We start from the raw sequence: 14,821 nt of genomic DNA on the forward strand, positions 1-14,821 counted from the left end.
ATGGACTTTTCTTTTTCCGACGTCACCCCTCACATGTCAGACATCCCCCCTATCTCTGGGGTGGAACCAGAGGATACTCTGCTGATGGGTGTGGACGGGGTGGACTATGAAATCCCTATATTTCGCGACGAAGAGTCTGCCACATTCACCGATGATGAGGGAATGAGCATCCTCGCTGACACGGACGGGGATGGACGCGTGGATTTTGTTTCAAACGTCACATTTAACGGTCATTTTTCCGCGTGGAGGTGGCAATCACCGCAGGAAAACGGATTGCCACAGCCCCATGATGCCCCCGAGTGTGGGGCTGAATCATGGAAAGCAGAGCGCTGGGTCTGTGTAGAGCGGGGGGAATGGGGTTAGGCTGGGTTGTGCAACTACCCCTAGACGGAACTTTGTGTCCAGCTAGGGCCTGAAATAGTCGATATTCTGGATATCTAGAAAGTATCCAACCTTAGGGAGAGATTCGATGACCATCCGTGGGCTTGTCGGTGAAGCGCCAACCAACCACCAGGAAATGCTCGAGTGGATTGAGAAGAGTGTCGAGCTCTTCCAGCCGGATAAGGTTGTCTTCTGTGATGGCTCTGACGAGGAGTGGGATCGCCTCGCAGAAGAGCTCGTAGAGGCTGGCACCCTGGTCAAGTTGAATGAGGAGAAGCAGCCTAATTCTTACTTGGGCCGTTCTAACCCGGCAGACGTCGCCCGTGTGGAGTCTCGCACCTTCATTTGCTCTAAGAATGAAGAGGATGCCGGTCCGACCAACAACTGGGTGGATCCGCAAAAGATGCGTGATGAGATGCTGGAGCACTTCAAGGGTTCCATGCGCGGCCGTACTATGTACATTGTTCCTTTCTGCATGGGACCTATCACTGATGAGTCCCCCAAGCTGGGCATTGAGATTACAGACTCCGCCTATGTGGTGATGTCCATGCGCATCATGACCCGCATGGGCAAGGAAGCCCTGGACAAGATCGGCGACAGTGGTGAGTACGTGAAGGGCTGGCACTCTGTCGGTGCTCCTCTGGAAGAGGGACAAGAGGATGTGGCATGGCCTTGCAACGACACCAAGTACATCACCCACTTCCCTGAGGACCGTGAGATCTGGTCCTACGGATCTGGCTACGGTGGTAACGCCATCCTGGCCAAGAAGTGCTACGCATTGCGCATTGCATCCGTGATGGCTCGCGATGAGGGCTGGATGGCAGAGCACATGCTGATTCTGAAGCTGATTTCCCCTGAGGATAAGGCCTACTACATCTGTGCAGCGTTCCCATCCGCATGTGGCAAGACCAACCTCGCTATGATCACCCCAACTCTGCCGGGCTGGAAGGCCGAGGTTGTCGGCGACGATATTGCCTGGTTGAAGTTTGGTAAGGACGGTCGGCTGTACGCCGTGAACCCGGAAAATGGCTTCTTCGGCGTGGCACCGGGCACCAACTACTCTTCCAACCCAGTGGCTATGAAGTCTCTGGAGCCGGGTAACGCGCTGTACACCAATGTTGGTCTCACCGACGATGGAGGCGTGTGGTGGGAAGGTCTGGAGAACCGGCCTGATCACCTCATCGACTGGTTGGGCAATGAGTGGACGCCGGACTCCGGCGAGAACTCCTCTCACCCTAACTCTCGCTACTGTGTTCCAATTTCCAACTGCCCAGCTGCAGCTCCGGAGTATGACGATCCGCAGGGCGTTCCAGTGTCCGCCATCCTCTTCGGTGGGCGTCGTCCGGACACCGTTCCATTGGTCACTCAGGCTCGTGACTGGAACCATGCCACGTTCATCGGTGCCACCCTGGCTTCCGGTCAGACCGCTGCTGCTGCCGAGGCTGCTGTCGGCTCGTTGCGCCATGATCCGATGGCTATGCTTCCGTTCATCGGCTACAACGTCGGTGACTACTTGCAGCACTGGATCGACATGGGCAACAAGGGCGGCGATAACATGCCAGCCGTGTTTCTCGTGAACTGGTTCCGCCGCGGTGAGGATGGTCGCTTCCTGTGGCCAGGATTCGGTGAGAACTCCCGCGTTTTGAAGTGGATCGTTGATCGCATTGAGGGCAAGGTCGAGGCTGAAGAAACAGTCGTTGGCTACACCGCCCGCTATGAGGACATCGATACCGATGGTCTGAAGGAGACTGAGGAAGATATTCGCGAAGCTTTGTCCGTGAACCCAGCCGACTGGGAGCGCGACCTGGCTGACAACGAAGAGTGGCTCAAGTTCATGGGGCCGAAGGTTCCTGCTGAGGTGTGGGATGAGTTCAACGCTCTCAAGGCCCGCATCGAAGAAGCTAAGTAGGGCTTTTTCGAAGGTGGGACATTAGATGGCGCCCTTCAGCCTGTATGAGTCCGTGAGGAAAACTCCAGGGCTGTGCGGGCTGCTTCGGGACACCTCAGGTTTCCGCAGAAGCGCTATAAAATGAGGCTCACCAGCAAAAGGACATGAATAGTCTCGCGCGTCGTGTACGCGCGAGACTATTTTTCTTACGCAGCCTGGCTACCCGCTGAGGTGCTGGTTTGGGAGCCAGCGCTGGAGGCGTTGCCGCTTGCAGGGTTTCCGTTGGCGGTATTTCCGTTCGGTGGATTGCCGCTAGGTGGATTCCCACTTGGAGGATTCCCCGTAGGCGGGGTTCCGCCCGGTGGGTTGCCCGCTGGCGGCTGGCCGCCTGGTCCGCCATTCCCGCCGCCTGGTCCGCTATCGCCACCAGGGCCTGCCATAGTGCCGCCGGTCTGCTCCGTTGTGGTGTCTACACCAACGGTGATAGTCATCTCGAATCCGGACTTCACGCCGCCCGTGACCGTGGGTGTTTGCAGGTCAGCGCCATCGCCAAAGACATTATCTTTGTCCAGAGTCATGTGAGACTTTGGAGTGACGGAACTGGCATAGTTGTCCGTGGCATAGGTTGGCTCCGTTACTGCGTCGGGAACAACAATTTGGGAAACCAGAACGTTGTTGGATGCGTCCGAGATGCTGTCGATCTCTGGGAATACTTCGAAGTGAATGTGCGGGTATCGTCCTTCGTAGCATCCGGGGACGATGGTGGTGAATTCTACGTAGCCTTCGTCGTTGACAGTTTGCACACCACGTAGGTAGGTCTCATTCTCCAAGCCTTCGCTGTACATGGAGTAGCGGCCAGTGGCGTCGCAATGCCAGACGTAGACCGCTGCGCCGGTCATCGGGCGGTTATTGTTAGCCATGTCCACGATATTCATTCGCAGAGTCGCCGGAACGCCATTGGCAGTTTCTCCTCCTCCGATGCTGCTTCTGATGTCCTTGCGTTCCACACCGACTTGTTCCAGCACATCAGGTCCGTTGGTACCGTCTGCTGGATAGGGTCCGTTGGTTTCTGTGGGCATTTCAGCGAGTTCATCAGTAGCGGCCGTGCTTGTCGCAGAGGTGCTTGTGCTACTGCTTGCGGTTGAGCTGGAGGAACTGTTGATTCCGCAGGCGGTGAGAGTTGCGCTGCCTACACTGAGTCCGAACAGGCTCAAGAACCCTCGACGGCTGACAGCGTTGAGGCGGCCGGTGCGAGCTTGGCGGTTCTCCAGGGTGCGCAGATCAAAGGCGAGTCCTTGATCTTCGATGTCGTCATTCGGGCGGGCAAGAGGTCGCCCTTCAAAAGTGGGCGCTTGTGAAGTGCTGTTTTTCGTACTCATGACTTTGAGGGTAGAAGCATCAACTGGGAAAACATGAGTCTAGAAATATGCGTTGCGCTCTAGTGCGGTGTGAAATCAAGCCTTGAAAGTTTCTTGCCACTGGTGAAGGGGGTGTGAGAAGGCTGTGGGTGGGGAACCTGATGAAAAGTAGACAGATCTGACTAGACAGACCGGTATGTTCTGTTTTATTGTGGGACAACGATTCGGGAAACCATCCCACTTTCCTCTCAGAGGGTGGGCTCGCCGTCTCAATTCCGAGCGAAAACCAAACCCATCACTCAGCACCCCGAACCCCATAACCCAGCACTCACGATAGGAAGAAAGGTCTGACATGCTTCTTACCGGCCTCGCCCTCGGCGTCGTTCTCGGATTTGTCATGCAACGCGGACGCTTCTGTGTGACAGGCATGATTCGCGATATTTTCACCCAGAACTCGTGGCGCGGATTTAATGCATTACTCATCGTCATTGCCGTTCACGCCATCGGTCTCGGTGCCCTAAGCTCAGCGGGGATCATTACCCCTGCGGTGAAGGACTTTGCTCCCTTGGCTGTGGTGATCGGTGGAACCCTCTTTGGCATGGGAATCATTCTTGCCGGTGGCTGTGCGTCTGGTACCTGGTATCGCTCTGGTGAAGGGCTAGTTGGTTCGTGGATTGCTTTAGCTATGTATGCGCTGACTGCAGCCGCCATGAACGCAGGCGCTCTCACTTGGCTAGACCGGGCTGCGACCTCTTGGACCATTGAGCAATCCACAATCCACGGCACCTTGGGGGTTTCCAGGTGGTGGCTCATTGTTCCCTTTTCTGCGTTGGTGGCCTATCTGACCGTCCACTTCCTTAAGCAGGAAAAGCATCGCCCGCGGATGGCCACTCTGGCTCCGAAGAAGCGTGGAGTGGCCCATATCCTTACGGAGAAGCCGTGGCACTTTTACAGCACAGCGGTGGTTGTGGGATTGCTGGGGGTGATCGCTTGGCCGTTATCTGCCGCGACTGGGCGCAACTCCGGTCTAGGCATCACCACCCCCTCGTCCGATGTCGCTCGATTCATCACCACCGGAGATACGGCGCGCCTCAACTGGGGTACCTTGTTGGTTCTTGGGCTATTGGTGGGGTCTTTCATCGCGGCGAAGGCCTCCGGTGAATTTCGTGTCCGTGTGCCTGATACAACACAAGCCACACGCTCCGTTTGCGGTGGAGCGTTGATGGGTATTGGCGCAGTGATGGCCGGTGGTTGCAACGTGGGCAACGGCATGGTGCAGACCTCTTTGTTCAGCTACCAGGGTTGGGTTGGCCTCGCGTTCATCGCCGTGGGTATTTGGGTGGGAGCGAAGCTGTGGCTTAAGCCGTCGGAGTTTAGCATCGCTGGCAACGAGCCGGCCGTCTCTTCTTCCCCCGACGCTACCTCTGCCAGCCTTTCGGTTTCCCCGTCTACCTTTGATATTTCCATTGCCCCAGGCGTGTTAGCGGGGTCAACCGGTGGCGGTGTTTTGACTGCAGAAAAAACCAATGTGGCAGAAAAAACCAATGTGGCAGACAAAACCGACGTGGCAGACACAACGGACGTAGTAGATAAAACGGACGTGGCAGGCGCAACCGGACTGAAGCCACAGGCTCGCTCCGCTGAGGAATCGAAGAGTATTGCTGGTCTGCGTTCCTTAGGAGCCGGGCAGTATGCACTCGACACCTTGGGAGCTGTGTGCCCGTTCCCGTTGCTTGACGCCAAAGATGCAATGAAGCTCTTGGAGCCGGGAGAGGAACTGGTCATCGATTTTGATTGCACTCAGGCTACAGATTCCATTCCACGCTGGGCGTCTGTCGATGGCCATGAGGTCACTAATTTTGAAGCCACGGGCGAGGCCGGCTGGACCATCACGGTGAAGAAGGGCTGAGAAAAGACCCGTCACCACGGGGGAGTGACGTCCCCGCTCCATCGGCTAGCACATGCTGAGCTAGCCGATGTGAAGCGGTTCACCACCGGCGATTTAGCCCTTTAGAGACGCTGGCGGGGTGAAACGCTCACCGTACTTAGCGGCGAGTTCTTCAGCGCGGGCAACGAAGCCAGCTACGCCCGTGGTTGGGTAGTCACCACCATCAACATCTGCGACCTTGCCCTCAGGCAGGGCAGCGGCAGCTGGACGAGCGTAATTCTTGATGTACTGGCGGGTGCCGCCAGTCCAGGCTGGGAAACCAATGCCCATGATGGAACCGATGTTGGCATCAGCATCGGACATGAGAACGCCCTCATCGATGACCTTTTGAGTTTCCAGAGCCTCAGAGAAGAGCATGCGCTCGATGAGATCGATCAGGGCTGGACCTTCACCAGTTGCAGTATCCAGGCCATGGCCGGAGGTGGTGGATTCTGCGTCGGGAACCTTCACAGACCCCGCACCGAGCTGATCCCACAGGCCACGCCACAACCCACTACGGCGGCCTTCCTCGTTGTACTCGTAGAAGCCCTTGCCCTCGAGCTTGCCAGGGCGGTCGTACTCGTCCAGCATCTTATCGACGATTTCGGTCACGCCGCCATCGTCCACCTTGATGCCGGCAGCTTCCTGAGCTGCGCGGGTTTCAGAGCCGATCTTGCGAGCCAGCTTGAGGTTCAACTCGTCCTGCAGCTGCAGCGGAGGAGCAGGGTAACCGGCCTGACGGCCAGCGGCCTCAATCACGGATGGATCGATACCCTCAGCCAACATGCGCATAGCCTCGTTCAGGAAGAAACCAATGACGCGTGAGGTGTAGAAACCACGGGAGTCATTCACCACAATTGGGGTCTTGCGGATCTGGCCCGTGAAGTCCAAGGCAGCGGCAACGGTCTCATCCGATGTCTCCTCACCCTTGATGATCTCCACGAGAGGCATCTTGTCTACGGGGGAGAAGAAGTGAATACCAATGAAATCCTTCGGACGTGTCACCCCAGCGGCCAGTTCGGTGATTGGCAGAGTGGAGGTGTTGGAACCCAAGAGGCAGTCTTCAGGCACGGCGGCCTCGATCTCGGCCCAGACCTTGTGCTTGAGTTCGGTGTTCTCAAACACGGCCTCGATGACGATGTCGCAATCCCCGAGATCAGAGTAATCCACGGATGGCGTGATGCGATCCAGCAGAGCCTTGGATTTCTCTTCGGTCGTGCGGCCGCGTTCCAGAGCCTTAGCTTCAAGCTTCTCGGAGTAGCTCTTGCCCTTTTCGGCAGCAGCCATTTCGATGTCTTTGAGGACAACCTCCATGCCGGCCTTAGCCGCCACATAAGCGATGGCGGCGCCCATCATGCCAGCGCCAACCATACCGAGCTTCTTGAATTTCTTCTTCTCGATACCCTGTGGACGGGAACCGCCGCCATTGCAGTGCTGTAGATCGAAGAAGAACGCTTGCATCATGTTCTTCGCGGTGGAACCGCACACGAGCTCGACGAAGTAACGAGTCTCGATGATGGTTGCCTCTTCGATATTGCGCATCTGGGCACCCTCGACAGCGGCCTTAAGGATGGCCTGTGGAGCAGGCATCGGTGCACCCTTGAGCTGTTTGGTGATGTTCGCCGGGAAGGATGGCAAAATGGCTGCCAAGGCTGGGGTGGTTGGGGTGCCACCAGGGATCTTGTAACCCTTAACATCCCATGGCTGGGTTGCATCCGGGTTGTCTTTGATCCACTGCTTTGCCGTGTCAATCAACGAGTCTGCTGGAGCGATTTCATCCACCAGACTAGCCTTGACTGCGGCTTCAGCATTGAACTGACGCCCGGTGGTTAGCACCTTGAGCAGCGCATCCTGCAGACCCAGCATGCGTACCACGCGGGATACGCCACCACCGCCAGGCAGCAGGCCCAGGGTGACCTCGGGGAGGCCGAACTTGGCACCCTTGGCGTCGGTAGCGATGCGGTGATGGGTGGCCAGAGCAATTTCCAGGCCGCCGCCCAGCGCCGTGCCGTTCAAGGCAGCGACCACGGGAACGCCTAGGGTCTCTAGCGTGCGCATCGTGGCCTTCATGTCGTTGAGACGCTGAGTTAGTGGTGCGGCATCGTCCGGTCCTGCGGTGATCATGGACTTGATATCTCCGCCAGCAAACCAGGTGGACTTAGCGGAGCTAATTACGACACCCTTGACTTCGCCAGACTCCACGGATTCCTTTACCTTGTCAATGGTGGCGGGGAAGTCGGCAAAGAAGGTGTCATTCATGGTGTTGACCGGCTGATTGGGATCATCCATGGTCAGGGTGAGGATGCCGTCAGCGTCGATCTCCCACTTGAACATGTTGTCGCTCATTGTTTCTCCTGTATGTGTCTTTCAGGTGTGAGTGTTATCTCGGAAAAAGGGGAGTCGCGCTTACACGCGCTCGATGATGGTGGCCACGCCCATACCGGCAGCAACACACAGGGTGATGAGTGCGTAACGGCCACCAGTGCGGTGCAACTCGTCTACGGCGGTGCCGGTGATGATGGCGCCCGTTGCTCCCAGTGGGTGACCCATTGCGATGGCGCCACCGGAGATGTTCAGCTTCTCGTCTGGAATGTTGAGTTCCTTTTGTGCACGCAGCACAACGGAGGAGAAGGCCTCGTTGATCTCCCATACGTCGATGTCCTCAGGCTTCAGGCCGGCCTTGGCCAGAGCGGCGCGTGCCGCCGGGGCTGGGGCGGTGAGCATGATGGTTGGCTCTACGCCGGTAGTGGCAACGGACACCACCCGGGCGCGTGGTTCCAGACCCATGTCGGAGCCGGCCTTTTCAGAGCCCACAGCGATCAGGGCGGCACCGTCTACGATGCCGGACGAGTTACCGGCATGGTGGATGTGGTTGATGCGCTCGATTTGTGGGTACTTGGTTTGGGCAACGGCGTCGAAACCGCCCTGTTCACCGACAGCAGCGAAAGCTGGACGCAGGCCGGACAGGCTCTCGATGGTGGTTCCTGGGCGAATGGTTTCATCACGATCCAGAAGGGTCACGCCGTTGATGTCCTTGACGGGGACGACGGTGCGGTCGAAGTGACCGTTTTCCCAGGCTTTGGCTGCGCGCTCGTGGGAGCGAACTGCCAGTCCGTCAATGTCTTCACGGCTCAATCCATCGAGGGTGGCGATGATATCCGCGGAGATGCCCTGCGGAATGAAGTCATTGTGGAAGTTGGAGGCAGGGTCCAGGGCGAGAGCGCCGCCGTCGGAACCCATAGGGACGCGGGACATAGACTCCACGCCACCGGCAAAAACGAGCTCGTCCCAACCGGAACGGACTTTCTGAGCGGCGAGGTTCACGGCAGTCAGGCCGGACGCGCAGTAGCGGTTAACCTGAACACCGGTTGCGGTGAAGGGGAGGCCGGCGTTCAGTGCGGCGGTACGGGCGATGTCCATGCCCTGGTCTCCGACTGGGGTTACGCAGCCTGCGATGATGTCATCGATGCGTTCTGGGTTGAGTCCTGGATTGCGTTCGAGGAGTGCCTCGATGAGGCCGCTGAGTAGATCAACAGGCTTGACGGTGTGGAGAGAGCCCCCCGGCTTGCCCTTGCCACGCGGGGTGCGGACTGCGTCGTAGATGAAGGCCTCTGGGGCGCCAGTGGTACTGGTCATGACGTTCCTTAGGTTCCAATCTTCTTGTTGGTTGTGGAGAGAGCCGGTGCTGGATTGGATCCTGTGGGCGGCGGGGTTGAGGTTGTGTCTTATCTCGACGCCAAAAGTGTTCCAAGCCAACACGGCCGCTTCCGTGTGTCATACGTCACTCTACCTAAGAAAGGACAATTTAGTTGTACCAATATGTGTTTTTAGTACCCCCATCCCCCAAGCGCCCGCTTCGTCTACATGACAAACGAAAGCACATGCTTTGCCTATGTTTTTACGATGGAAATATGCGTAGGAAATATACGTAAAAATTCCTGCTACTTTTTGCGGAAAACCAGAACTAAGTTAGACACCGCAAACTCGCGGAACCCAGGGATGTGAACCATCCACCAGGCCCACCACGGATGGTAGCGAGGAAAAGCGGCGAGAAGTTCGGCGCGCGGCTCAGCCTCACCGCTGATGCGTTCGGCGTACCTTAAGCCGTCGGCACACCCCACGTTGAAGAGGCTTTCACCCCACCGATTTTTCGGTTCTTTCCCGTGCTTCTTCTTATAACGGCGAGCGGCAAATTCACCACCGACATAGTGCTCCCACAGCCCTGTCTCATGGCCTCCGAAGGGGCCTAGCCAGCAGGTGTAGCTGTAGATCATTACCCCACCCGGCTTCGTCACGCGTAGCATTTCGTCGGCCATGCGCCAAGGCTCCGGCACGTGTTCGGCGACATTGGAGCTGTATGTGATGTCAAAAGCGCTGTCGCGAAACGGTAAATCTAGCCCGGAACCGCGGACAGAGGATTGCAAGGTGATGCCGGCTGCTGCCATCTCACCGACGTCGGGTTCACAGGTGATGTAATCGGTGCCTGCCTTGTCGAATGCCACGCCGAAGTAGCCGGGTCCTCCGCCTACGTCGAGGATGCGGGTGCCAGTTAAAGACTCCTTGCCGCTGCCTTTCCAGATGGCTTCAATGAGGCGCACGGTGTCTCGCGCAAGCAGTCCGTAGAAGCGGTCGGGATCTGGTTGCTCATATTTAAATGAGTCGAGCAGCGCGAAGGAACGGCGCAGGTGGGCCTGCTTTTTCCATGGTTGCAGAACCTTTGGAATGCGCAGGGCGGCATGCAGTTTCATGGAGGATTGTGAGGTCTTTTTCAGCATTTTTATTATTCTCCCAGCACAAAATGTCTCAGCCGGTAAGGTACTACACATCATGAAAGTAGTACTTCTTTGCTGGAGAGACACGAACCACCCAGAAGGTGGAGGCAGCGAGAGGTACCTGGAGCGTGTTGCACATTATCTTGCCGAACAAGGCCACGAGGTAGTGTTCCGCACCGCCCGTTACCCAGGTTCCGCGCGCCGCGAAGTGATTCGAGAGACCCCTGAATCCAAGGGAGTGCTGTTCTCCCGTGGCGGAAGTAATCTCAGTGTGTACCCCCGGGCGCTAGCGGCTCTCCTGGCCGTTCGTTGTGGCATCGGCCCGCTGAGGGATTTCAAAGATGCCGATGTGATCGTCGATACGCAAAATGGCGTGCCTTTTTTTGCCACTCTGGTGGCAGCAGCGCCGACTATCGTGCTCACCCACCACTGCCATCGTGAGCAGTGGTCTGTGGCCGGCCCTATTCTGTCACGAATTGGCTGGTTGATTGAGTCGAAGATTTCGCCGTGGGTTCATCGCGCGTCGCGTTGGGTGACTGTGAGCCGTCCATCTGCCGATGAGCTGGTGGGCCTGGGGGTGGATGAGGATCATGTGGAGATTGTGCGGAATGGCGTGGATCCTTTGCCACCGATTGACTTTGAGGGCGACGCCACTAGTAACACCGTGCACCTGGTCACGCTTTCTCGTCTAGTTCCCCACAAGCAGGTAGAGCACGCCATGGATGCGGTTGCTGCGCTGGTACGTAGGCACCCAAATATTCGCTTGGACGTGATTGGCGATGGCTGGTGGGCCAAGAAACTACGGGAGTATGCCCATGATCTCGGCATTGAGCCATATGTGATCTTCCATGGTCATGTCACGGAAGAAATGAAGCACCGTATTTTGCAGCGGGCAGATCTACACATCATGCCGTCACGCAAGGAAGGGTGGGGGCTGGCTGTTGTGGAAGCAGCTCAGCACGGTGTGGCGACTGTGGGCTACAAGTCTTCCGCGGGTTTGCGTGATTCTGTCGTGGATGGTGAAACCGGCTTATTGGCTGGCTCCGAGGGAGGCCTCATCAACGCGGTGGAGTGGTTGTTGGATAACCCGGAGGAGATGAAGAAGATGGGGAAGGCGGCCCTCGGACGCGCGGACGGGTTTAGTTGGAAGGCCACCGGCCGTGCGTGGGAATCAATTCTCCGGGAAGTGGCGGGACTACCGCCCGCTGATGTTTCCCCAACGCCACCAGCGCCGATGATGCGAGCTCCGCGCCAGGAATTGCCACAGCGCCAACCCCAGTCCCAGCACGAAGACCAGCCCGAACATGGTCATGCCCACTAGCAGTGGCATGACGGACTGCGTGTGTGGCAACGACGTAGGGTGAGCAACGTGGTAGAGCTCGAGCCCGCTATCACGGACAACGAGGCGGTGGTGGCTCAGCACTTGATCTGCCTTGCTTATATCTACGCCTGAGTGTGGGGAGGTACGATCCACGACCACCCACTCCACCGCATTCTTAGCGAGGATGTCTTCGCCGCGCATGGTCAATCTCAGCAGGTGCATGGTGTCTGGATTCCCGTCCACCAACTGGTCGTTGACGATGAGGTACCCGGGGTCGAGCGGGCGTCCGGGCATGAGTTTCAATGCTGGATCGAGCACGGGAACTCCGTTGTCCAGGCGATAGTTGCCTGGAGGCAGCAGTAGCGTCGAATGATCTGGAGAACTAGATACTGCCTCTACGATGCGCTGCCACGCCGGGTTGAGTGCACGTTGTTCCAGTGGGCGGACGTCGCGTGGGAACGTGGGCACGGTAGCGATCACCAATGCGGCCAAGACCGCACTCAACACCCGGGTGATGTTTTTTGACGAAGCGGATTTCTGTGGTGGGGCGACGCTCTGCAACGCATAGGCGAACATCAGTACCATCCCTGGCAACGCCAGGGCGACGAATTTCTGAGAGTCTCGAAAGAGACCAGCGCCTGGGATATGTTCCACGAACATTCCGGCCACCACTAGCCCGCTGGTGGTGGACAAGAGCCAAGGTATGACTATGCAGGCTACGGTGATTCCCGCGACGACCGGAAACGCACGACAGAGCTGCCGGAAGCCGATCAACATGAATGCACAGATCCCCACACTGAGCCAGGCGACGAGCGCGGTACGGGAGGAAGGAACTGCTTGCGCATTCCAGATGCCTCCCAGACCCGCGAGGCCACCAAGCGTGCCCACGCCCTCTTCCGCGCGGGCGGCAAAAGCCTGCACGGATAAGGAATCGGATTTGACGTTGGGGTTGTTGATGACGGTGATGAGTGCCCACGGCAGGGCCAGTACAGCGAGAGTCACGAGAGTACCCAGGCGATAGCGTGTGCGACGTTCGAATGCCAGCGCAATCACCCCTCCGAGGAACCATCCTGTGGGCGTGAAAGCGCAGAAAACCAGCGCGATTTTCTGCATGCCCCGCAGCCCAGCGATGGAGAAATACGCCAACGGGGCAAGTAGCCATGCCGCCGTGGCTACGGTCCAATGGCCTTGGAGCAGACGCTCGATGCTGTAGGGGTTCCAGATGGTGAATAGAGAGACAACCATCTGGATAGGTAGAGCTGCATGTGCCGTATGTTCCACCAACCGAGCACTGAAAATCACCCCCAGAATGCTGCAGAACACGATGAACCAGGAGGTAAATACCGTGGCGGGGATTATCGGTGAGAATAACGCCAGGATTGTATCCTGCGGAACCGCTCGGGGCGCGCCTTCGGAGATTCCCTTTGCCAGATCATTCAACGGCATGTGATAGGGGATCATCATGTCCCTGACCATGTATGCGTAGTTTTCGCGGGAGAGAAAGAGCCCCTTCCAGAAGGGCCAGAGCGTGACCACCGATACGCACACTGCCCATAAGGGGATGATGAGGCGGTTGTGCGTCTTTGAAGGAGAGAGGTGGTTTAAAGAGAACGCGGAGGTCTGCGAGGAAGTTGGGCGAGTGGGCACACCCACATCCTAGGTAAAGGTGAATGGGTACAGGAAAAGAACAGCAAAAAGACGCCCGTGACTTCCGGTGAGGAAGCCACGGGCTGGAAGTGGGGCGAGGCTGGGAACAGCATCCTCCGCAACCTGAGAGGTCAGGACCCCAGTGTGCGGGTGAGCTGGGGTGTTTCTCGCAGCCTCTGCCTCATTACGCCGTCAGAGTTGATGAAGCACTCTGAGCGTGAAAGGAATATCTTCCCGCTGGGGAAGAACTTCCCCTGTGACTAGGAGCGGCGATGGAGAACAAAGCCGATAACTGCAAGCAGGATGCCGACGATGCCCAGGATCCATGGGAGGGTGGTGCCCATGGTGGTGAGGCGATCAGCGTTTTCCTTGGCCTTGGCGCTAATGCGCTCTGCGGTTGCGTCCGACCACTTGCCTGGGAAGTACATGGCGGTGCGCTGTGGGTTAGCCATCTCACGTTCGCGGTTCTCAGGCTCGGCGAGCTTATTAGCCTCGTCCTGATCCTGCGCGTAGTACATCCAGACCTCTTCCTGGCCCATGACGATCATGCCGGTCTTTGGCTCGACATTGATGATGCGCTTGATGGTGTAGTAGCGGGACATCTCCACATCAGGGTTGTCCTTGTCCTCGCTATTTGCAGCGCCCTCGGCCTTCTTCTTGATTGCGGATGGCTTGATGTCATCCTTCTTCAAGCCCCACTTCTTTGCAGGGAAGGTCAGGCGCAGGGTGGATAGAGCTGCTTCGTCAGCCTTGTCGATCTTGCCGTCGGCAGCCAGCATGTCGTGAATACCAGGGTAAATTTCGACTGGTGGGACGTCTTGTTCAAAACGGTAAGTCTTCAGACCGCGGAGATCTTCTTCTCCCACGAAGTCGATATCGTGCGTGGTCATGGTCTGAATGTCGAAGTATGGGTAGGACTTCTTGTCAGTGCCCATTGGGAACTGGTACTGAACGCCTGGGCGTACGAATGGCTCATTGGAGGACTTGAAGCCGCCCTCGCTAGATTGAGCCTCACCTGGCTGAAGATCCACAGTGGAGACGGGATCTTCGACTGGCAGCTGGGTCTTGCGATCCAGCTGGATGCGCTCGACAGACGCAGAGAGCAGGTTCTGTGGTTCCTTGCGATCCGTACGGATCACGGAGTTACCGACCTCAAGGGTGACGATGTCCTTGTTTGAAGGTTCCTGAACCACAACGAAACGCTGGGACTGTACCGGGGTGTCCTTGCCGATGAAGCAGGAGACCTCAGGATTCTTGCCCTTACATTCCGGCTTGGAAGCGTTCTTGCTTAGAGGCTTATCTGCAGCAACTGCGGAGGAATCTAACAGAATGCCTGGGGTTGGTACAGTGCCTGAGGAGGACACGGTGTTCAAAGGGATTACCTTGCCCTTAGGAACAACGTAGGTTGGAAGCGCGATCGCGAACACCAGGGAAGCGGTGCCCAGGAAGATCAGCGCGAAGGAGAGAATCTTCTTCATTGACTCATTTCCTGACCGTTGGATGTGTAAAACATGTGTGCCTTATGGC

The 14,821-nt window shown here is 57.4% G+C and carries 9 protein-coding genes and 1 pseudogene; 4 read left to right on the forward strand and 6 right to left on the reverse strand.

The genetic code is table 11. From position 1 onward, the window contains the following. Both GP473_RS00690 and GP473_RS00695 read left to right on the forward strand, forming a co-directional pair. Complete coding sequence (locus GP473_RS00690; RefSeq protein ID WP_185769628.1) at window positions 1–363, forward strand: DUF6802 family protein; 363 nt, start codon at window positions 1–3, stop codon at window positions 361–363. 106 nt (window positions 364–469) lie between these two features. Beyond that, the gene (locus GP473_RS00695) at window positions 470–2,290 is read left to right on the forward strand and encodes a phosphoenolpyruvate carboxykinase (GTP) (protein ID WP_185769627.1); all 1,821 of its coding nucleotides are present in this window, start codon (window positions 470–472) and stop codon (window positions 2,288–2,290) included. 185 nt (window positions 2,291–2,475) lie between these two features. Here GP473_RS00695 and GP473_RS00700 read toward each other — a convergent pair whose 3' ends face one another. Continuing rightward, the gene (locus tag GP473_RS00700) at window positions 2,476–3,648 is read right to left on the reverse strand and encodes a dioxygenase family protein (protein ID WP_185769626.1); all 1,173 of its coding nucleotides are present in this window, start codon (window positions 3,646–3,648) and stop codon (window positions 2,476–2,478) included. Between the two features lie 331 nt (window positions 3,649–3,979). Here GP473_RS00700 and GP473_RS00705 point away from each other — a divergent pair, with 331 nt between their 5' ends. Further along, window positions 3,980–5,536 carry a YeeE/YedE thiosulfate transporter family protein gene (locus GP473_RS00705; RefSeq protein ID WP_186276957.1) on the forward strand — a complete coding sequence of 519 codons (1,557 nt, stop codon included), beginning with the start codon at window positions 3,980–3,982 and terminating at the stop codon, window positions 5,534–5,536. 93 nt (window positions 5,537–5,629) lie between these two features. Here GP473_RS00705 and GP473_RS00710 read toward each other — a convergent pair whose 3' ends face one another. The 3 genes from GP473_RS00710 to GP473_RS00720 all read right to left on the reverse strand — a co-directional run bounded on the left by GP473_RS00710 (window position 5,630) and on the right by GP473_RS00720 (window position 10,302). Further along, on the reverse strand, window positions 5,630–7,900 hold the full coding sequence (locus GP473_RS00710; protein ID WP_186276958.1) for a 3-hydroxyacyl-CoA dehydrogenase NAD-binding domain-containing protein: 2,271 nt from the start codon (window positions 7,898–7,900) through the stop codon (window positions 5,630–5,632). A gap of 60 nt (window positions 7,901–7,960) precedes the next feature. Then, window positions 7,961–9,190, reverse strand: coding sequence for an acetyl-CoA C-acetyltransferase (locus tag GP473_RS00715; protein WP_186276959.1), 1,230 nt, complete (start codon window positions 9,188–9,190; stop codon window positions 7,961–7,963). Between the two features lie 305 nt (window positions 9,191–9,495). Then, on the reverse strand, window positions 9,496–10,302 hold the full coding sequence (locus GP473_RS00720; protein ID WP_186277228.1) for a class I SAM-dependent methyltransferase: 807 nt from the start codon (window positions 10,300–10,302) through the stop codon (window positions 9,496–9,498). Window positions 10,303–10,381: 79 nt separating this feature from the next. Between GP473_RS00720 and GP473_RS00725 the strand changes: the two genes are divergently transcribed. Further along, on the forward strand, window positions 10,382–11,647 hold the full coding sequence (locus GP473_RS00725; RefSeq protein ID WP_185769622.1) for a glycosyltransferase family 4 protein: 1,266 nt from the start codon (window positions 10,382–10,384) through the stop codon (window positions 11,645–11,647). On the opposite strand, the pseudogene GP473_RS09655 reads toward GP473_RS00725, so the two are convergent. Further along, a pseudogene (locus GP473_RS09655) lies at window positions 11,630–13,300 on the reverse strand (MmpA family trehalose lipid delivery protein); the annotation flags it as partial. The gene GP473_RS00725 and the pseudogene GP473_RS09655 sit on opposite strands and share 18 nt — an antisense overlap. A gap of 254 nt (window positions 13,301–13,554) precedes the next feature. Further along, window positions 13,555–14,772 (reverse strand): cell envelope lipid trafficking protein PgfA, encoded by a 1,218-nt coding sequence (gene pgfA / locus GP473_RS00730; protein ID WP_185769621.1) that lies wholly within the window; start codon window positions 14,770–14,772, stop codon window positions 13,555–13,557. Between the last annotated feature and the right edge of the window lie 49 nt (window positions 14,773–14,821).

Source organism: Corynebacterium anserum, from assembly GCF_014262665.1.
Classification (GTDB): Bacteria; Actinomycetota; Actinomycetes; order Mycobacteriales; family Mycobacteriaceae; genus Corynebacterium; species Corynebacterium anserum.

Coding starts and splice junctions, on each gene's coding strand:
- GP473_RS00690 (WP_185769628.1), top strand. CDS start 1: ATGGACTTTTCTTTTTCCGACGTCACCCCTCACATGTCAGACATCCCC.
- GP473_RS00695 (WP_185769627.1), top strand. CDS start 470: ATGACCATCCGTGGGCTTGTCGGTGAAGCGCCAACCAACCACCAGGAA.
- GP473_RS00700 (WP_185769626.1), bottom strand. CDS start 3,648: ATGAGTACGAAAAACAGCACTTCACAAGCGCCCACTTTTGAAGGGCGA.
- GP473_RS00705 (WP_186276957.1), top strand. CDS start 3,980: ATGCTTCTTACCGGCCTCGCCCTCGGCGTCGTTCTCGGATTTGTCATG.
- GP473_RS00710 (WP_186276958.1), bottom strand. CDS start 7,900: ATGAGCGACAACATGTTCAAGTGGGAGATCGACGCTGACGGCATCCTC.
- GP473_RS00715 (WP_186276959.1), bottom strand. CDS start 9,190: ATGACCAGTACCACTGGCGCCCCAGAGGCCTTCATCTACGACGCAGTC.
- GP473_RS00720 (WP_186277228.1), bottom strand. CDS start 10,302: ATGAAACTGCATGCCGCCCTGCGCATTCCAAAGGTTCTGCAACCATGG.
- GP473_RS00725 (WP_185769622.1), top strand. CDS start 10,382: ATGAAAGTAGTACTTCTTTGCTGGAGAGACACGAACCACCCAGAAGGT.
- pgfA (WP_185769621.1), bottom strand. CDS start 14,772: ATGAAGAAGATTCTCTCCTTCGCGCTGATCTTCCTGGGCACCGCTTCC.